Here is a 17,824-nt window from a genome sequence, read left to right on the forward strand (position 1 = left end):
TCGGACGCCGTGCACGGCAGGGACGCAGCCTCGACTTCACAACCATGCCGGCGCGCGCAGGCGCCGGCCCCAGTCCATGCCTACGCTGACCGCCAACGGGATCCGCATCGCTTTCGACACCGCCGGGGACGCCAAGTCCACGCCGCTGCTGCTGATCCACGGGCTCGGCATGCAGCTGACCAGCTGGCCCGAGGAGTTCGTCGATGGTCTGGTCGAGCTCGGCTTCTACGTGATCCGCTTCGATCACCGCGACTGCGGCCTGTCCACGAAATTCGACCGCGCGGGCAAGCCGAACCAGGCCTGGAACTGGCTCAAGGCGCGCCTGAAGCTGCCGATGCGGCCCGCCTACCAGCTCGACGACATGGCTGACGACGCCCTCGGCGTGCTGTCGGCGCTGGGCGTGGCGCGGGCGCACCTGGTCGGGGTCTCGATGGGCGGCATGGTGGCGCAGATCCTCGCGGCGCGTCATCCGCAGCGTGTGCTGAGCCTCACTTCCATCATGTCGAGCAGCGGCAAGCGCGGCCTGCCGGGGCCGGCGCCGCAGGTGCGCCAGGCCTTGCTGGCGCGGCCCGCCAATCCGAACGACGTCGACTCGATCATCGAGGCCGCGGTCGCGCTGCAGCGGACGATCGGCAGCCCGGCCTATCCGACGTCGGAAAAGCAGTTGCGGCGGCGCGCGGCGCGGGCCTTGCGGCGCTGCTATTGTCCGGCCGGGGTGGCGCGCCAGATGGCGGCAATCGCGGCCGCGCCGGAACGCAGCGAGCTGCTGCGCGCCATCACGGCGCCGACGCTCGTCGTCCACGGCGCCGCCGACCCGCTGGTGCCGCTGGCCTGCGGCGAGGACACGGCGGCCCAGGTGCCGGGCGCGCGCCTTGAGGTCATCCAGGGCATGGGGCACGACTTGCCGGCCCAGTTAACCGAGCGGATGCTTGCCTTGATCGACGCCAACGCGCGCGGTAAGATGGCCGCCAGCTCAACACCGCGCCTCTTCGTCAGGCAATGACCATTTAGTGAACTCCGTAGTGACCAATCCTCGACTCGGCGTCGCTATTGTCGCGCCCGCCGGCCATGTGGCCGACCCTTGCGCCGTTGACCGCGGCATCGCCTATTTGCAGGCGCGCGGCTGCCGCGTCCACAACTATTACGACCACCAGGCGATTTATCAGCGCTTCGGCGGCACCGATGCCGCGCGCCTGGCCGCGCTGTACGCGGCGGCCGAAAACCCGGAGGTCGACCTCGTGATGGCCGTGCGCGGCGGCTACGGTCTGACGCGCCTGCTGCCCGACATCGATTTCGCGCGCCTGGCCGCCGGCGGCAAGCTGTTCGTCGGCTACTCCGACATCACCGCGCTGCAGATGGGTCTGTATGCGAAAACGGGCGCGCTCAGCTATGCCGGGCCCTTCGTCGCCAACGACTTCGGCGCGCTCGATCCCGTCGCCTTCACCCTCGACGATTTCTGGGCCTGCCTGGCCGGGCCCACGCACACCATTGTCGAGACCTGCGCCGGCAATCCGCGCGTGGAAGCGGCCGGCACGATCTGGGGCGGCAACCTGGCAATGCTGGGCTCGTTGATCGGCACCGAATGGTTCCCGCGCATCGAGGGCGGCATCCTGTTCGTCGAGGACATCGCCGAGCACCCGTACCGGATCGAGCGCCTGCTGCTGCAGCTGATGCAGACGGGCGTGCTGGCGCGCCAGCAGGCGCTCGTGCTCGGCGATTTTTCGGACTACCGCCTCGGCGCGCTCGACAATGGCTATGATTTCGACGCCATGCTGGACTACCTTCGCGCGACGCTGCCGATTCCGATCGTCAGCGGCCTGTCCTTCGGCCACATCCCGCGCCGGGTAACGATTCCGTTTGGCGCAAAAGCGACACTGGCGTCGAATGGCGACGGTTTCCGGCTCACTCTGAGCGATTACCCGACGCGTACCGGTTTTGCCGCCACATCCGACCCGGTCAGTCGCCCGAAGTGATAAAATGCCCGGTTAATTGGTGTACTTCGCGGCGTACCTCGCGGCGCACCTCGCGCCGTGTCTGGCGCATTCTTCGCTTATAAGGTTTTATCAGTGCTCTCCACAGCTAACATCACAATGCAGTTCGGCGCCAAGCCGCTCTTCGAGAACATCTCCGTCAAGTTTGGCGAAGGGAACCGTTACGGCCTGATCGGCGCGAACGGCTGCGGCAAGTCGACGTTCATGAAGATCCTCGGCGGCGACCTCGATCCCTCGGCCGGCAATGTCAGCCTCGACCCGGGCGAGCGCCTCGGCAAACTGCGCCAGGATCAGTTCGCCTACGAAGACGTGCGCGTGCTTGACGTGGTCATGATGGGCCACACAGAGCTGTGGGACGCCATCGCCCAGCGCGACGCCATTTACGCCAATCCGGAAGCGACCGACGACGACTACATGCGCGCCGCCGAGCTCGAGGGCAAGGTTGCCGAATACGACGGCTACTCGGCCGAAGCGCGCGCCGGCGAGCTGCTGCTCGGCCTGGAAATCGCCAGCGAGCTGCACCATGGCCCGATGAGCGCCGTGGCGCCTGGCTGGAAGCTGCGCGTGCTGCTGGCCCAGGCCCTGTTCTCGAATCCGGACATCCTGCTGCTCGACGAGCCGACCAACAACCTGGACATCAACACGATCCGCTGGCTGGAAGACGTTTTAAACCAGCGTAACTCGACGATGATCATCATCTCGCACGATCGCCACTTCCTGAACCAGGTCTGCACCCACATCGCCGACATGGACTACGGCACCCTGAAGGTCTATCCGGGTTCGTACGACGACTACATGCTGGCCTCGACCCAGGCCCGTAATCAGCAGCTGGCGAACAATGCCAAGGCCAAGGAAAAGGTCGCCGAACTGCAGGACTTCGTGCGCCGCTTCTCGGCCAACAAGTCGAAGGCACGCCAGGCGACTTCGCGCGCCAAGATGATCGACAAGATCAAGATCGAGGAATTCAAGCCATCCTCGCGCGCCTATCCCTTCGTGCGTTTCGAAGGCGAGAAGAAGCTGCACCGTCTCGCAGTGGAGACCGAGGGCCTCACCAAAGCCTACGACCGCACCCTGTTCAAGAATTTCTCGATCATGGTCGAGGCGGGCGAGCGCATTGCGATCATCGGCGCCAACGGTGCGGGTAAGACCACGCTGCTGCGCTGCATCGGCGGCAAGGACATCACCGGTCTCGACGCCGACCACGGCCGCGTGAAGTGGGCCGAGAATGCCAACGTCGGCTACATGCCGCAGGATCCGACTGAAGAATTCCCGAAGGACGATGTCCTGACCGACTGGATGGGCCGCTGGACGAAAGAGGGCGACGACGACCTCGCGGTGCGCTCGATCCTTGGCCGCCTGCTGTTCAGTGGCGACGAAGTCAAGAAGTCGGTGAAGGTGCTGTCCGGCGGCGAAAAGGGCCGCATGATGTACGGTAAGCTGATGCTGGGCCGTCACAACGTGATGCTGCTCGACGAGCCGACCAACCACATGGACATGGAATCGATCGAATCGCTGAACATCGCGCTCGACAAATACGAAGGCACGCTGATCTTCGTCTCGCACGACCGCGAATTCGTCTCCTCGCTCGCCACGCGCGTGCTGGAAGTGAAGGAAAACGAAGTCGTCGACTTCCGCGGCACGTACGAAGAGTACCTGACGAGCCAGGGCATCGCCTAAGTTTGCGGTAGCTGTAGGGTGGACGGCTTCGCCGTCCACGCGTTCAACCGGCTGCGGCACATCCGCGCCGGCATTCCATCAATGTGAGACCAACATCGCATGAACATCCAGCCCATCCAAACCTACGAATACGACCACCCGCAAGGCGGCAACGCCTGCACGGCGCAAGCCTGGGCGCGCATTCCCGCGACGCCATCGCCTGAAGAAAAAGCCGAACTGAAGGAACGCATCAAGCGCCTCCTGAAGGAAAAAGAAGCAGTCCTGGTCGCCCACTATTACGTCGACCCCGACCTGCAGGATCTGGCCGAGGAAACCGGCGGCTGCGTCTCCGACTCTCTCGAAATGGCGCGCTTCGGCCGCGACCACCCGGCCAAGACCCTGGTCGTCGCCGGCGTGCGCTTCATGGGCGAGACCGCGAAGATCCTCAGCCCCGAAAAGACCATCCTGATGCCCGACCTGGAGGCGACCTGCTCGCTCGACCTGGGCTGTCCGGCCGATGAATTCGCCGCCTTCTGCGACCAGCATCCGGATCGCACCGTCGTCGTCTATGCCAACACCAGCGCCGCCGTGAAGGCGCGCGCGGACTGGATGGTGACCTCCTCGATCGGCCTCGACATCGTCAAGCACCTGCACGCGCAGGGCAAGAAGATCCTGTGGGCGCCGGATCGCCACCTCGGTTCCTACATCCAGAAGCAGACCGGCGCCGACATGCTGCTGTGGCAGGGCTCCTGCATCGTCCACGACGAATTCAAGGGCATCGAACTCGACCTGCTGAAGGCCGAATACCCGGATGCGAAAGTGCTGGTGCACCCCGAGTCGCCCGCCAATGTCGTAGCCCAGGCCGACGTGGTCGGCTCGACCACGCAGCTGATCAACGCCGCCGTGACGCTGCCCGCGACCCACTTCATCGTCGCCACCGACAACGGCATCCTGCACAAGATGCGCGCCGCCGCGCCCGGCAAGCACTTCATCGAAGCGCCGACGGCCGGCAATAGCGCCACCTGCAAGAGCTGCGCCCATTGCCCGTGGATGGCGATGAACGGCCTGAAAAACCTGGCCGAGGTGCTCGAGTCCGGCGCCAACGAAGTCTTCGTCGACCCGGCCATCGGCCGCGAAGCCGTGCGCGCGATCGACCGCATGCTCGATTTCGCCGCCGCCAAGAAGGCGCAGGCGCTGCCGACCGGCGCGCTGGAACAGAACACCAAGCTCTTTTCGAATGTGGGGCCGGCATGACGACTACCTTGCGCAACCCGCACGACGCCTTCGACGAGAAGCTGCAGGCCGCCTTTGAACAGAACATCCTGGCCGCGCTGCTCGAAGACGTCGGCAGCGGCGACCTGACCGGCATGCTGGTGCCCGAAGAGCCGCGCGCCCAGGCCCGCGTCATTGTGCGCGAAGCGGCCGTGCTGTGCGGCGCGCCCTGGTTCGAAGGCGTGATGCTGGCCGTCGACCTGGGCATCGAGATCGATTGGCAGTATGCTGAAGGCGACCTGATGGCGAAGGACAGCGTGGTCTGCACGATCACCGGTTCGCCCCGTTCGCTGCTCACGGCTGAACGCGCGGCGCTGAACTTCATGCAGCTATTGTCCGGCGTGGCGACCGCCACCCGCAAGTATGTCGAACTCATCGCCGGCACGAATGCCGCCATCCTCGACACCCGCAAGACCTTGCCCGGCCTGCGCCAGGCGCAGAAGTACGCGGTGCGCGTCGGCGGCGGCAAGAACCAGCGCATGGCCCTCTACGACGGCATCCTGATCAAGGAAAACCACATCGCCGCGGCCGGCGGCGTGACGGCCGCGCTGGACAAGGCCGCGGCCCTGAACGCGGGCGTGACGGTGCAGATCGAAGTCGAGACCATCGCCCAGCTGGAAGAAGCGCTGGCGGCCGGTGTCAAGTCGGTGCTGCTCGATAACTTCGACCTGGCCATGATGCGCGAGGCGGTGCGCGTGAACGGCGGCCGCGCGCTGCTGGAAGCCTCGGGCGGAATCAACATGGAGACCGTGCGCGCGATCGCCGAGACGGGCGTCGACCGCATCTCGATCGGCAGCCTGACCAAGGACGTGCGCGCGACGGACTATTCGTTGCGGATCGTCGGCTGAGCTTCATCGGCCCGCGATATCGGCACCGACGCGTGGACGGGAATCAGTCCACTGGACTGATTCCCGTCCACGCGTTCCTTGCGAAACCTTAAACCCCGCTCTCGCTGGCCATTGCCAGCGCTTCCGCGCGCGCACTGCGCATGCCGACCGGCTCGCCCACCTGGGCCGCGATCGCGTCGATCGCGCGCACGATCTGGTGCGGATGCGCGTAGTGCACCATGTGCCCCACGCCCGGCTGCAGGTGCAGCTCGCTGCTGTGGCCGGCCGACTGCAGTTCCTCGTGCAGGCGCTCGGAATTGGGCGCCGGCTTGACGATCCTGTCCTGCGTCCCCGTGATGATCTGTACCGGCACGCGCAAGGTGTCGAGGCGCTTGGAGAGCGACATCGCCGCCGGGATCATCAGCGCCGCCTCGGCGCCGCTGGCGCGCAGCTGGCCCGGGCGCAGCGCCATCCAGGGCGACAGCTGGCGGAAGCGCTCCGCGACGTTCAGCGGCGCGAACACCCGCTTCGCTAACAGAGGCCACAGCAGGCGCGAGACCAGCGGCGACACCGTATAGCGCATGATGTCGCCGATGACGGGAATCGCCGGCTGCGCGACCACCGCGACATCGAGGCGCGGGGTAGGGTAGTAGTAGCCCGACAGCAGCACCAGGCCGCGCACGAAGTCCGGCACCTGCAGGCCCATCGCGAGGGCCACCATCGTCCCCCAGGAATGGCCCATGACGATGCAGGAATCGACGCCGATCTCCTGCAGCGCGCGGTGCAGCAGGCGCGCCTGGGCGTCGGGCGTCCAGACCGTCGTGCGCGGGCGCGCGCTGTAGCCGTAGCCGGGACGGTCGAAGACGATCACGCGGTAGCGTTCGCTCAACTCCTCGACCAGGCCGCTGTACTCGAAGTCGTTGGCGAAGGTGCCGTTCCCGTGCAGGAGCACCAGGGTCGGGCCCTCGCCGCGCTCCAGGTAGTGCAGGCGCACGCCGTCGGCCTCGACGAATTTGCCGCGCGGCGGATTCTCGCGCTCGGCCTGGGCGGTCTTGCTGCGCACGAGCAGGTAGGAAGCGGCAAGGGCCAGCGCGCCGAGAGCGAGGCCGCTGCGCAGGCCGCCGCGTCGGCGGTCGTGCATTTCATCGGAACGGCTATCGTACGATCTACTCAAAATACTCCCCTTTCGTTGATCAAATCGATGAGCGCCGGAGCGGCGTGCGCATCGAGCAGGCGCGCGACCCGCGGCAGCAGCGTTTCGGCCGACTGCGCGATCTTCAGCGCGATCATGTCGTCGGCCCGGGTGCGGCCGAGGTTGAGTGCGGCGATCGGCTTGCCGCTCGCGTGGGCGAGACGGCAGAAGCGAAAGCCCGAATACACCATCAGCGAGGAGCCGATCACCAGCAGGGCGTCGGCCGCCTCCATTTGCGCGAGGGCGCTGGCCGTGCGTGCGGCCGGTACGTTGTCGCCGAAGAAGACGACGTCCGGCATCAGGGTGCCGCCACAGCGGCTGCATACCGGCAGCGTGAAGTCGTCGAGGAATTCCGGCTCGACCTGGGCGTCGCCGTCGGGCAGCGGCTGGGCCGCGGCCTGGGCCACCTGCGGATTGGCGTCCACCAGCTGCTCCTGCACCAAGGCGCGCGCCACACGGGTGCCGCAGCCGAGGCAGAGCACCGAATGGATATTGCCGTGCAATTCGAGCACAGCATGGCTGCCCGCCTGCTGGTGCAGGCCGTCGACGTTCTGGGTGAGCACGGAGCCGAGCCGGCCCGCACTCTCGAGGGCGGCGAGGGCCAAGTGTCCGGCGTTCGGGCGCGCCTGGGCCAGCACGGGCCAGCCGATCATGCTGCGCGCCCAGTAGCGCCGCTGCACGGCGGGCGAGCGCCGGAATTCCGGCCCCTGGATCGGCAGCCTGCCGCGGCGCACGCCTTCGCGGTCGCGGTAGTCGGGAATGCCCGAGGCGGTGGACAGGCCGGCGCCGGTCAGCACGAGCGTCTTCGGGTGGCGCACGAGGAATTCCGCCAGCGTGTCCGCCAGTTCGTCTATACCTTCGGCGGCACCGTCGCGCAGGTCGAGTCCTTCAGCCATCGTGATGCATCCTCCCAGTTCTGTCGGGATCGTAGCACTCTTGCGGGTTCAGCCGACACACGATTCCGGGTGTTCATCCCACGATGGTTGCCGCGCCCTCGTTCCCCATCTAGCCTAAGCGCTCCGACACTTTCAAGGAGACTCCATGCGCTACCTGCTGCTTGTTTTGCTGAGCGCGCTGCTCGATGCGCTGATCGCGACCGCCATCCCGGCCCAGGCGGCCGAGTCGCCGGCCCACGTCGGCCGCCACACGTCGACGCCCGAGGATCAGCGCGACATCCGGCAGGTCGTGGCCGACTTCCAGGCGGCGCTCAAGGCGAAAGACATCCACAAGCTCGCTTCGCTGATGCTGCACAGCGACATCGAGTGGGTGTCGCCGCCCTCGCCGGAGAACCTCAAGAAAATCCGCGAAAGCTACGATCCGAACGCGAACGGCCTGCGCGCCGGGGGCTTTCGCGACTTCGTGCGCTTCATCCGCGAGAGCAAGGTACCGGTCGAGGAACGCTTCTACAACCTGAAGATCACCCAGGACAAGCACGTGGCCTGGGTGATGTTCGACTACGAGTTCGTCGAGGACGGCAAGGTCTGGAACCACGGCATCGAGAGCTGGCAGATGCTCAAGAATATCGACGGCAAGTGGAAGATCGCGAACGTCTGGTGGTCGACGAATATGCTGCAATGAGTGATGGAACGCGTTTCAGCGCGCCGACACCGCGATGCCGCCGACGATCAGCCCGAAGGCGAGCGCATGGTAGAGGTGCGGCGCCTCGCCGAGAAAGGCCGAGGACAGCAGCGCCGTGAACAGCGGCGTCAGGTTGATGAAGAAGGAGCCCAGCGTCGGCCCGGCTTTTTGCAGGCCCGCGCCCCAGCAGCGCATGGCGAGGATGGCCGGGCCGATGGCCACGTACAGCAGGGCGGCGGCCAGCGGCCAGCTCCAGGCGACCTGCACATCCTTCACGGCCCACTCCATGCTCGAGAGCGCCGCGCACCAGAGCACGCCGTAGCCGACCTGGGCCAGCAGGAAGGCGGCCCAATCGGCGCGCAGGCTCGCCACGTCGCGCTGCTGCATCAGCATCCAGCTGTAGAACGACCAGGCGATGGTCGCCAGGATCATGTACAGGTCGCCCGCCACCAGGCGCAGCGCGGCCAGCTGCTCGATGTCGCCGCGGCAGAGGACGACCAGCACGCCCGCGATCGAGAGCAGCGCGCCGGCGATCTGCTTCTTCTTGACCGGCGCCTTGTAGAACAGCTTCCCGACCAGCAGCATCCACACCGGCAGGCCCGAGGCCACCAGGGTGACGTTGATCGGCGTCGAGCTCTGCAGCGCCAGGTACTGCAGCGAGTTGTAGAGGCCGATGCCGAGCAGGCCCAGCATGCTGTAGCGGCGCCAGTTGACGAGCACGCCGCTGCCGGGCGCGAACAGGGCGCGCCCGAGCGGCAGCAGCACGAGCAGCGCGATCGTCCAGCGCAGCAGGTTCAGCGTCATCGGGGGCACGGCATCGCGCACCATGCGCCCGACGATGGCGTTGCCGGCCCAGAGCAGGGGCGGCACCGTCAGCAGCAGGGCGGTGGAGAGGGTCAGCTTGCGGTTCATGGAAGCGGAAGAACGCCCGCCGCAAACGGGCGGGTTTTCACCAGCATAGCGGAGATCAGCGGCGATCCGGCGTCAGCACGCTCGGCAGCGCCTTGGGCAGGGTGTCAGGATAGTCGCGCGAATAGTGCAGGCCGCGGCTTTCCCGGCGCGACAGCGCGCTGTTGACGATCAGCGAGGCGACGTCGACCAGGTTGCGCAGTTCCAGCAGGTCGTGTGTGATGCGGAAGTTGCGATAGTACTCGTCGATTTCTTCCTTCAGCAGCGCGATGCGGTGCTGGGCGCGCTCGAGGCGTTTGGTGGTGCGCACGATACCGACGTAGTTCCACATGAAGCGGCGCAGCTCGTCCCAGTTGTGGGCGATGACGACTTCCTCGTCGGCGTTGGTGACGCGGCTTTCGTCCCAGGGCGGCAGCGGCGGATTCTCGACGCGCGGCGCCGCGGCGATCTGGCTGGCGCAAGCGCGCCCGACGACCACGCATTCGAGCAGCGAGTTGCTGGCCAGGCGGTTGGCGCCGTGCAGGCCGGTGCAGGCCGTCTCGCCGACCGCATACAGGCCGGGGATGTCGGTGCGACCGGCGAGATCGGTCACGACGCCGCCACAAGTGAAGTGCACGGCCGGCACGACGGGGATCGGCTCCTTGGTGATATCGATCCCCAGTTCCAGGCAGCGCGCGTAAATGGTCGGGAAGTGCTCCTGCAGGAATTCCGGGCTCTGGTGGCTGATGTCGAGGTGGACGTAGTCGAGACCGCGTTTCTTCATCTCGAAGTCGATGGCGCGCGCCACCACGTCGCGCGGCGCCAGCTCGCCGCGTTCGTCGTGGGCCGGCATGAAGCGCGTGCCGGCGGCGATGCCCGCTTCCGGCGGCAGTTTCAAAAGGCCGCCTTCGCCGCGGATCGCTTCCGTGATCAGGAAGGACTTCGCATACGGGTGATACAGGCAGGTCGGGTGGAACTGGATGAATTCCATGTTCGAGACGCGGCAGCCGGCGCGCCAGGCCATGGCGATGCCGTCGCCGGTGGCGGTGTCGGGATTGGTCGTGTACAGGTAGACCTTGCCGGCGCCGCCGGTAGCCAGCACGGTGTGCTCGGCCTCGAAGGTGAGCACCTTGCCGCTCTTTTCGTCCTGCACGTAGAGGCCGTGGCAGCGCGGCTGGCCGACCAGGTGGGGCGTCCCACTGTGGACGCCCTTGCCGGTGAGCTTGTCGGAGGTGATGACGTCGATCGCGCAGTGGTGTTCGAACAGGGCGATGTTCGGGTGGGCGCGCACCTTCTGTTCCAGCGTGACCTGCACGGCGTGCCCGGTGGCGTCGGCGGCATGGATGATGCGGCGCTGGCTATGCCCGCCCTCGCGCGTCAGGTGGAAACCCAGTTCGGCGCTGGCGTCGCGGGTGAAGGGGACGCCCTGTTCGATCAGCCATTCGATCGCCGCGCGGCCGTGTTCGACGATGCTGCGGGTCGCGGCCTCGTCGCAGAGGCCGGCGCCGGCCACCAGGGTGTCGGCGATGTGCTGGTCGTGGCTGTCGCCGGAATCGAGCACGGCGGCGATGCCGCCCTGGGCCCAGTTGCTGGCGCCGTCGAGCAGCGCGCGTTTCGAGATGATGGCAACCTTGCGCGTCTGCGCGAGGTGCAAGGCCACCGACAAGCCGGCGAGACCGCTGCCGACGATTGCGACGTCAAATTTCATGGCACATTTTTAATTTGTACAGAAGCATCACTATAGACGATTTGTTGCGGATGCGTTCCAACGAGCTTCGGTGCACGAAGAGCTTTACCAGGAGCCGAGCCAGCTGGCGGCGGCGAAGGCGACGGCGTCGCGCCAGACGCTGCGCCGGGCGTCAAGGCCGGCATGGGCAATCTCGACGCGCCGGCTGCGCGGATGCTGCTCCTCGAAGCCGCGCGTGGCGTCCTGGCCGGGGGGCTGCGCGCCGCCGCAGACCAGCAGCACGCGCCCGCCGAAGCCGGCCTGCGCCTGCGCCTGCGCGGGTGTAACCGACTGGCCCGGGACCGCGCCGCCGAGAACGCGGCTGGCGGCGCGGCGGAAAGCCGCGGCGCGGCGGAACAGGCGGTCGGCCGCCGAGCGCGGGCCATAGCGTAATCCCGGCTGCGGCGTCTCCGCTGCGCCACCTGTCGCCGCCGGGCGCGGCGCCAGCACCGGGTCGAGCAGGGCCAGGCCGGTAACGCGCGCGTCCTGCGCCGCATACAGGGCGGCGCTGGCGGCGGCGTCGCCGGCGCAGAGAATGACAGATTCTTTCATTTCGGGCACATGGATGAAAAATTCTTTCATCGCCGCGGCGATATCGTCGAGTCCCTGCAACGCGGCCTGGCCTTCGCTGTCGCCTGCGCCGAGGCGGTCGAAACGCATCACGGCAACGCCGCGCGCCGCGAGCAGGCGCGAGAGCAAGGTGAACTGGCGGTGGCTGCCGGCGCGGTACTGGCTGCTGTCGGCGAGGATCAGCATGCCGCGCGCCAGCGGCCGCTCGGGGACGTCGACGATGCCGATCAGGGCCTCGCCGCGCACGTGAAAGCGCAGGGCGCGTTGTTCGAGCTTCATGCCGGGTCTCCTGAAAACAGGTCGCTGGTGGCCGCGCGCAGGGCCGGCAGGTCGAGTTCGCCGTCGCCGCTCCAGAACGGCGAACCCTCGAGCGGGTGGAAGTGCAGGGTGGCGCCGTCCTTTTCCCAGCGTTCGCCCAAGCGTGCCGCGCTGGCCGCCGTCTTGGACGGCGTGGGGCCTGCATGGGCAAACCAATGCACGGCACAGGGTGGCAAGGCCACATGGGCGGCGTCGCAGGCGTCGATGGCTTTCACCAGCGGCACCGCCACTTCGAAGCCGCCGACCTCGATCGCGCCGTGCACCGCCAGCTGCGCCCTTAGCGCGGCCGTGCTGCGCGGCGCGCCGGGCGCCGGATCCTGCAGCTGCTCGGACAAGCGCAGGAACTGGTTGATGCAGGCGCGTCCGCTCATGAAGGGCTGCCAGAGCAGCACCCGTTGCGCCTCCAGGCGCGCGGCGGCGTCGAGCGCGAGCAGGCCACCCAGGCGCAGGCCCCACAGGGTCAGCGGGCCGCTGTCGCGGTCGGCCAGCCAGGCAGCGGCCAACGCCAGATCCTCTTTCCAGATCTGCCAGCGGCCGGCGCTGAATTCGCCGCAACTGTCGCCACAACCAAACAGGTCGATCTGCAGCACCGCGTAGCCGAGCTTGGCAAAAGCGCGCGACTGCAGCGCCGCCATGCGCCGGGTGCGGCTCAGTTCTCCGGCAAAGGGATGGACGTACAGGATCGCACCGCGCGGCGCGACCTGCGGATTGGGGGCGTGGTAGAGGCTGAAACGCGTTCCAGGCTCGGCATCGAAGAAGAACGGCTCCACGCGCGGCGTGGTCAGCAGCGGAGCATTCATGGCCGGTTGTCTCCTGCACTCAAAGGCCCGGCGCGCAAGGGGCGCGTGTCGAAGCCGGTTTATCGGTGTAACGATCATGCATTTATGTCAATTTGACATGTCCGCGTCAGGGTCGCCTTGCGCGGAGACAGCTGAACCCAAGCAATATCACTTGATAAGGGTCAATAACCGGTTTGCAGTTTTTCTCAATCATGGATTTTTATCCTGAGCAAGATTGGAGAAAACATGGCCCAGCCGGCACATGAACTGGTGGACGCGGCGGCACTCTGGTCGCCCACTGCAACCGCCGTGCGCCACGGCGCCGAGCGCATCAGTTATGCCGGGCTCGCCGGCGCGATCGCGGCCTTCGGCGGCGCGCTCAGCGCCCTCGGCATCGGAAGCGGCGAGCGTGTGGCCGTTCGCTTGCCGGCCTCGACGCCGGCGGTGGTGGCCCTGCTGGGCGCGTCGAGCGCCGGCTGCGCCTTCGTGCCCCTCGACCCCCAACTGGACGCGGCCGCCAGCGTGGCGCAGCTGCGCGACAGCGGCGCAAGGATGCAAGTCACCGATTCGGCCGGCGTCGACACGTTCGGCGCCAGTCTGGCCGACTGTGCGGCGCTGCGCGCGATCGTCGTGCACGGCGCCGGCGCCCGGCTCAGCACCAACGTCACACAACTCCCCTGGGACGCCTTCCTCGCCTCCGCAGCGTCTTCCAGCGCCGCCGCCCGCGCCGAGCCCACCCTCGGTGCGCTGGTATATGGCGCGGCGCCGGGCGAGGATGGCGCCCGGCGCGCACTCGCGCTGTCGCATCGCAATCTCGTGGCCGGGGCGGCATCGACGGCGCGCTGCCTCGGCATCCGGCCCGGCGACCGCATGCTGGCGGCGCTGCCGCTGCACAGCGACTACGGGATCAACGCCATGCTGGCGGCGCTCGCTTCGGGCGCGACCGTTGTCCTCGATAGCGCCGGCGCCGGCCTGGCGCCGTTCGAGACGCAGGCACTGGCGCGCCTGCTCGAACGCGGCGAGATCACGGCGCTGGCTGCTGCGCCAGCGACCTGGAACGCCCTGGCTGCGCACGACCTCGAACGCGCCGCCGATTGCCTGCGCTACGCGGCCTGCGCCGGCGGCGGCCTCGATCGCGATGCGCTGGCGGCCTTGCGCGCCGCGCTGCCGCGAACGCGCTTCCACCTGTTGTACGACATCGGCGACGCCTGCCGCTCGACCAGCCTGATGCCGGCCCAGCTGGACGAACGCCCGGGCTCGATCGGGCGCGCGACCCCGTATTCCGACTGGCTGGTCTTGCGCGCCGACGGCCGCGAATGCGCACCGGGCGAAAGCGGCGAGCTGGTGCGGCGCGGCGCCCTCGTCGCCCAGGGCTACTGGAACGATGCGCGCGCGAGCGGCGAACATTTCCGCTTTCTGGCGCCCGGCGCCGGGCTGGCGCGGCGCGAGATCGGCTACTGGCCGGGCCTCAGCGCGCGCAAGGATCTCGACGGCTACCTGTATCTGAGCGAGGGCCGCAACGACACCATCACCAGCGGCGGCTATCGCATCAGCGGCCGCGAGGTCGAGAAGATCGTCGTCGGCACCGGTCTCGTGGCCGAGGCGGCCGCGGTCGGGGTCGCCCACCCGGTACTGGGCCAGGTGATCGCCGTGCTGGCCACCCCACGCCCCGGCGCCCGGCTCGACTCCTCGATCCTGTTCGGCGCCTGCCGCGCGCGCCTGCCGCAGCACATGCTGCCGGCGATGGTGGACGTGCGGCGCGCGCCCTTGCCGCGCGCGCGCGACGGCCAGATCGATCGCGCGCTGCTGGCCGGCGAACTGGCGCCCCTGTTCGCGGACGTGGCGCCATGAACGGCGCATCCGACGGTTTCTGCGGATGGTTTTCGCGCGAGCCGGCCGCTCTGCCGCTGGCCGACATGGCCGCGCCCTTCGCCGGCGGCCGCCCCCTGCGCAGCGCCGCCCACAGCCTGGGATGCGCCGCGCTCGCGGCCGGAGCCGGCGCGGCCTCGCTGTACCATCACGATGGCCTGCTGATCGCCTGCTTCGGGATCGACGCCGAGGTACTGGCGCGCCTGTGGCGCACGCAAGGCGCGCGCGCCTGCGCGGCACTGTCCGGCCATTTCGCGTTCGCGCTGCTGGACGAGCGCCGCGCTGAGGCGCTGCTAGCCGTCGACCGCTGCGCCACGCGGCCCCTGTTCTATCAGATGGCCGGCCGCAGCCTGGTCTTCGCGACCAGTTCCGAAGCGCTGGCGCGCCATCCAGGCAGCGGGCGCGAACTCGATCCGCAGGCGTTGTTCGACTATCTCTACCTGCACGCGGTGCACGGCCCGCGCACCTTGTTCGCCGGCCAGCGCCGCCTGGCGCCGGGCGAATGCCTGCACCTGCATGGCGGGCGCGTCGAACGCATCCGCTACTGGCGCATGCGCTATACCGAACACGCGCTCGACCCGGCTCCGCACACGGGGCTGCTGGACGCCCTGTCCTGTGCGCTCGATCCTGAACGCAGCCCGGCGCCGGCCGGGGTCATGCTGACCGGCGGCGCCGCCGGCTCGCTGCTGGCCACGCTGCTGCAGCGCGGCGCGGAGGTTCCGCTGCACACCTATGCGGTCGGTTACAAAGTCGGAAAGGGCAGCGGCGACTGTGAGCTGCTGGCCGACGCGCGCACGGCGGCGCGCCGGATCGGCAGCCGCCACCGCGAGCAGCTGCTGGGTGCCGAAGACGTTGCCGAGGCCGTCGCGCAGCTTGCGGCAAGCGCCGACGCGCCCTGCGGCGATCCGGCGGCGGTGGCGACCCTGTTCGCGGCGCGCATGGCAGGCGCGGATGGGCTCGGCCGCCTCCATGGCGGCGTCGGCGCTGCCGGGCTGTTCGGCCTCAGCCGCGGCTATGCGGCCCTGGCCCGGCCGAACCGCTACGAGCGCCTGCCGGGCGCACTGCGCCAGCTGCTGATCGAACCGCTGCTGTTCGGGCCGGGCGCGCACCTGGCCATGTTCGCGCGCCTGCGTACGCGTATCGAGGAGTCGATGGCGCCGCCGCTGGTACGGCTGCGGCGCCGCCATCCGCTGTTCGCGCACGGCATCGCCAACGTGTTCGAACCGGCATTCCTGGAGCTGGTCGACCCGGATGCCCCGGGCAGCGTGCAGGAAGAGGGCTGGTGGCTGGCGCAGGCGCGCAGCGCCGTCAACCGTGCGGTCGACCTGGAACTGCAGGGCGACCTGCCGTGCCGGATCGCGCCGGCCTTCGCGGCCGCCTGTGCGGCGGCCGGGGTGGCGGCCGTGTTTCCGTATCTGGACGACGCCGTGGTCGCCATGTCGGCGCGCCTGACGCCGCGCCAGAAGAGCGGCAGCGGGCCGCGGCGGCTGTTCGCGCGGGCGCTGCGCGAGGTCGGCGGGGCTGCGCCCGTACGCGCCGAGACGCCGTCCGGGCTACCTTTCGGCCGCTGGCTGTTGAACGATGCGCGCCTGCGCACGCTGGCCTGCGACAGCCTCTCGAGCCTGGCCCGGCGCCGCATCGTGCGCCGCGAATTCATCGACCTCCTGCTCGCGCGGCGCCTGCCGCAGGAGCCGGGCGCGCACGGGCAAGCCATCTGGCGGCTGATGATGCTGGAACAGTGGCTGGTACGAGACCGGCGCGGCGGCGCTGCGTTCCAGTCGCGCTCGGACGCCTGCGCGCTCGAACCCAGCTGACAGGGCCAGGGCTGCGCGCGGACTCGTTCGATCCGCGCGCAGCCCTCAAGTCTCGGCGCCGGTCAGCGCGTCGTACACCGCCAGATAGCTGCGCGCCATGGCGGGCAGGCTGTGGTGGGCGATCACCTGGCCGCGCGCGCGGGCGCCGTGGCGCGCACCCATTTCGGGAATCCGGCAATAGTCGGCGATCGCGGCGGCCATCACGTCCGGCGACATGGGCGGCACCAGGATGCCGGTCAGCCCCGGTTGCACCAGCTCCTTGTGCACCCCGACCGAGGTCGCGACGACCGGCAGGCCGGTGGCCATCGCTTCCAGCAGCACGTTGCCGCTGGCCTCGGCCAGCGCCGGCAGCACCATCAGATCCATCGCCCGCATCAGCTGCGCGATGTCGACCCGCTCGCCCGGCAGCCAGGCGCGCTGGCCGGCGCCGGCCCGATCGAGCATGGCCTGGCACTCGGCGCGCATCGGCCCGTCGCCGACGATCAGGAGCCGCAGGCGGCTGTGCGCCGCATGGGGCGAGGAGATCAGTCGCAGGAAGGCTTCGATCAGGGTGGTGTCGTTCTTGGCGTCGTCCATGCGCCCGACGCTGCCGATCACGAAGGCGTCGTCGCGCATGAAGCCGTCCGGGCCGACCGCCGCGTGCGGCCCCAGGCGCGGGTGGAATTCCAGGCTGTCGACCCCGTTCGAGATGTGCGACACGCGTGAGGGTTCGGCGCCGATCCGTTCGATCAGCCAGCGTTCCTGCTCGGCGCTCACCGCGATGTAATGCTTGATGAGCGGACGCAGCATGCGCCGCAGCAGGCTGGGCGGCCGGGTGCGGCCGGACTCGGAGAATTCGCGGCCGTACTCGCCGTGCACGCGCAGGCGCACGCCGGCCAGGGCGGCGGCCAGCTGCCCCTCCAGGCCGCCGAAATTGCGCGTGTGGACAAGGTCGGGCCGCAGCGCGCGCAGGGCGCGCACCATACGTACGAAGTGGCGCGGGTCGGCGCCGTCGCGCTTGTGCAGGTCGATGACCTCCACGCCGTACTCGCGCAGATGCGCATGCAGGTCGGCGCGCAGCGCGCCGGCGCCCTGCAGGCACAGCACGGCGTGCCGGTAACGTTGGCCCGGCATGTGGGCGATCAGGTCGAGCAGGCCGTTGCCGGCGCCGCTGCAGTCGAGCCGGTTGACGACGTGGGCGACCAGGCGCGGCGGGGCGAAGGCCGGCGCCAGCGCGGCGACGGGTCGGTTACCCATGGCAGACCGCCGCCCGGCACAGGAAGAGCCGGTGCGTGCTCATGGCCGGGCGGCCGCGGCGGACGTCGCCGGGCGACGGGCCGATGCAAAGTGAAAATGCGAACGGAC

At 68.8% G+C, this 17,824-nt stretch carries 15 protein-coding genes; 8 read left to right on the plus strand and 7 right to left on the minus strand.

The features are described from left to right. The first annotated feature begins 76 nt into the window (after nt 1–76). The 5 genes from ASF77_RS05455 to nadC all read left to right on the plus strand — a co-directional run bounded on the left by ASF77_RS05455 (nt 77) and on the right by nadC (nt 5,767). The gene (locus tag ASF77_RS05455; protein ID WP_056335526.1) at nt 77–1,003 is read left to right on the plus strand and encodes an alpha/beta fold hydrolase; all 927 of its coding nucleotides are present in this window, start codon (nt 77–79) and stop codon (nt 1,001–1,003) included. A 19-nt stretch (nt 1,004–1,022) separates the two neighbouring features. Further along, nucleotides 1,023–1,973 carry a muramoyltetrapeptide carboxypeptidase gene (gene ldcA, locus ASF77_RS05460; RefSeq protein WP_056335529.1) on the plus strand — a complete coding sequence of 317 codons (951 nt, stop codon included), beginning with the start codon at nt 1,023–1,025 and terminating at the stop codon, nt 1,971–1,973. Nucleotides 1,974–2,066: 93 nt separating this feature from the next. Further along, complete coding sequence (locus ASF77_RS05465; RefSeq protein WP_082493571.1) at nt 2,067–3,668, plus strand: ABC-F family ATPase; 1,602 nt, start codon at nt 2,067–2,069, stop codon at nt 3,666–3,668. A gap of 99 nt (nt 3,669–3,767) precedes the next feature. Beyond that, complete coding sequence (nadA, locus tag ASF77_RS05470) at nt 3,768–4,901, plus strand: quinolinate synthase NadA (RefSeq protein ID WP_056335534.1); 1,134 nt, start codon at nt 3,768–3,770, stop codon at nt 4,899–4,901. Further along, nucleotides 4,898–5,767: a carboxylating nicotinate-nucleotide diphosphorylase gene (nadC, locus tag ASF77_RS05475; RefSeq protein WP_056335537.1), complete on the plus strand. Its 870-nt coding sequence runs from the start codon at nt 4,898–4,900 to the stop codon at nt 5,765–5,767. The genes nadA and nadC overlap by 4 nt, the downstream gene beginning before the upstream one ends. An 88-nt stretch (nt 5,768–5,855) precedes the next feature. Here the strand turns inward: nadC and ASF77_RS05480 are convergent, their stop codons facing one another. Together ASF77_RS05480 and ASF77_RS05485 are read right to left on the minus strand one after the other, a co-directional pair. Further along, a complete protein-coding gene (locus ASF77_RS05480; protein WP_056335541.1) occupies nt 5,856–6,887 on the minus strand; it encodes an alpha/beta fold hydrolase in 1,032 nt (343 codons plus the stop codon). Between the two features lie 29 nt (nt 6,888–6,916). After that, a complete protein-coding gene (locus tag ASF77_RS05485; protein ID WP_056335550.1) occupies nt 6,917–7,834 on the minus strand; it encodes an NAD-dependent protein deacetylase in 918 nt (305 codons plus the stop codon). 145 nt (nt 7,835–7,979) lie between these two features. Here ASF77_RS05485 and ASF77_RS05490 point away from each other — a divergent pair, with 145 nt between their 5' ends. Next, nucleotides 7,980–8,516: a nuclear transport factor 2 family protein gene (locus tag ASF77_RS05490; RefSeq protein ID WP_056335553.1), complete on the plus strand. Its 537-nt coding sequence runs from the start codon at nt 7,980–7,982 to the stop codon at nt 8,514–8,516. Between the two features lie 15 nt (nt 8,517–8,531). Here the strand turns inward: ASF77_RS05490 and ASF77_RS05495 are convergent, their stop codons facing one another. From ASF77_RS05495 to ASF77_RS05510, 4 genes are all read right to left on the minus strand, one after another. Then, nucleotides 8,532–9,428, minus strand: coding sequence for a DMT family transporter (locus tag ASF77_RS05495; RefSeq protein WP_056335556.1), 897 nt, complete (start codon nt 9,426–9,428; stop codon nt 8,532–8,534). 55 nt (nt 9,429–9,483) lie between these two features. Continuing rightward, nucleotides 9,484–11,112, minus strand: coding sequence for an L-aspartate oxidase (gene nadB, locus ASF77_RS05500; protein WP_056335560.1), 1,629 nt, complete (start codon nt 11,110–11,112; stop codon nt 9,484–9,486). A gap of 84 nt (nt 11,113–11,196) precedes the next feature. Further along, a complete protein-coding gene (locus tag ASF77_RS05505) occupies nt 11,197–11,979 on the minus strand; it encodes a hypothetical protein (protein WP_056335563.1) in 783 nt (260 codons plus the stop codon). Then, nucleotides 11,976–12,818 carry a hydrolase 2, exosortase A system-associated gene (locus tag ASF77_RS05510; RefSeq protein ID WP_056335568.1) on the minus strand — a complete coding sequence of 281 codons (843 nt, stop codon included), beginning with the start codon at nt 12,816–12,818 and terminating at the stop codon, nt 11,976–11,978. Before ASF77_RS05510 ends, ASF77_RS05505 begins: the two co-directional genes overlap by 4 nt. A gap of 225 nt (nt 12,819–13,043) precedes the next feature. Between ASF77_RS05510 and ASF77_RS05515 the strand changes: the two genes are divergently transcribed. After that, nucleotides 13,044–14,648 (plus strand): AMP-binding protein, encoded by a 1,605-nt coding sequence (locus ASF77_RS05515; RefSeq protein ID WP_056335571.1) that lies wholly within the window; start codon nt 13,044–13,046, stop codon nt 14,646–14,648. After that, nucleotides 14,645–16,480 (plus strand): asparagine synthase-related protein, encoded by a 1,836-nt coding sequence (locus tag ASF77_RS05520; protein WP_056335574.1) that lies wholly within the window; start codon nt 14,645–14,647, stop codon nt 16,478–16,480. Before ASF77_RS05515 ends, ASF77_RS05520 begins: the two co-directional genes overlap by 4 nt. Before the next feature lie 45 nt (nt 16,481–16,525). Here ASF77_RS05520 and ASF77_RS05525 read toward each other — a convergent pair whose 3' ends face one another. Then, nucleotides 16,526–17,716, minus strand: a complete 1,191-nt coding sequence (locus ASF77_RS05525) for a glycosyltransferase (RefSeq protein ID WP_056335577.1) — start codon at nt 17,714–17,716, stop codon at nt 16,526–16,528. Nucleotides 17,717–17,824 lie beyond the last annotated feature (108 nt).

Source organism: Massilia sp. Leaf139, from assembly GCF_001424165.1.
Classification (GTDB): domain Bacteria; phylum Pseudomonadota; class Gammaproteobacteria; order Burkholderiales; family Burkholderiaceae_D; genus Telluria.

Coding starts and splice junctions, on each gene's coding strand:
- ASF77_RS05490 (WP_056335553.1), top strand. CDS start 7,980: ATGCGCTACCTGCTGCTTGTTTTGCTGAGCGCGCTGCTCGATGCGCTG.
- nadB (WP_056335560.1), bottom strand. CDS start 11,112: ATGAAATTTGACGTCGCAATCGTCGGCAGCGGTCTCGCCGGCTTGTCG.
- nadA (WP_056335534.1), top strand. CDS start 3,768: ATGAACATCCAGCCCATCCAAACCTACGAATACGACCACCCGCAAGGC.
- ASF77_RS05525 (WP_056335577.1), bottom strand. CDS start 17,716: ATGGGTAACCGACCCGTCGCCGCGCTGGCGCCGGCCTTCGCCCCGCCG.
- nadC (WP_056335537.1), top strand. CDS start 4,898: ATGACGACTACCTTGCGCAACCCGCACGACGCCTTCGACGAGAAGCTG.
- ASF77_RS05485 (WP_056335550.1), bottom strand. CDS start 7,834: ATGGCTGAAGGACTCGACCTGCGCGACGGTGCCGCCGAAGGTATAGAC.
- ASF77_RS05510 (WP_056335568.1), bottom strand. CDS start 12,818: ATGAATGCTCCGCTGCTGACCACGCCGCGCGTGGAGCCGTTCTTCTTC.
- ASF77_RS05495 (WP_056335556.1), bottom strand. CDS start 9,428: ATGAACCGCAAGCTGACCCTCTCCACCGCCCTGCTGCTGACGGTGCCG.
- ASF77_RS05480 (WP_056335541.1), bottom strand. CDS start 6,887: ATGCACGACCGCCGACGCGGCGGCCTGCGCAGCGGCCTCGCTCTCGGC.
- ASF77_RS05455 (WP_056335526.1), top strand. CDS start 77: ATGCCTACGCTGACCGCCAACGGGATCCGCATCGCTTTCGACACCGCC.
- ASF77_RS05515 (WP_056335571.1), top strand. CDS start 13,044: ATGGCCCAGCCGGCACATGAACTGGTGGACGCGGCGGCACTCTGGTCG.
- ASF77_RS05505 (WP_056335563.1), bottom strand. CDS start 11,979: ATGAAGCTCGAACAACGCGCCCTGCGCTTTCACGTGCGCGGCGAGGCC.
- ASF77_RS05520 (WP_056335574.1), top strand. CDS start 14,645: ATGAACGGCGCATCCGACGGTTTCTGCGGATGGTTTTCGCGCGAGCCG.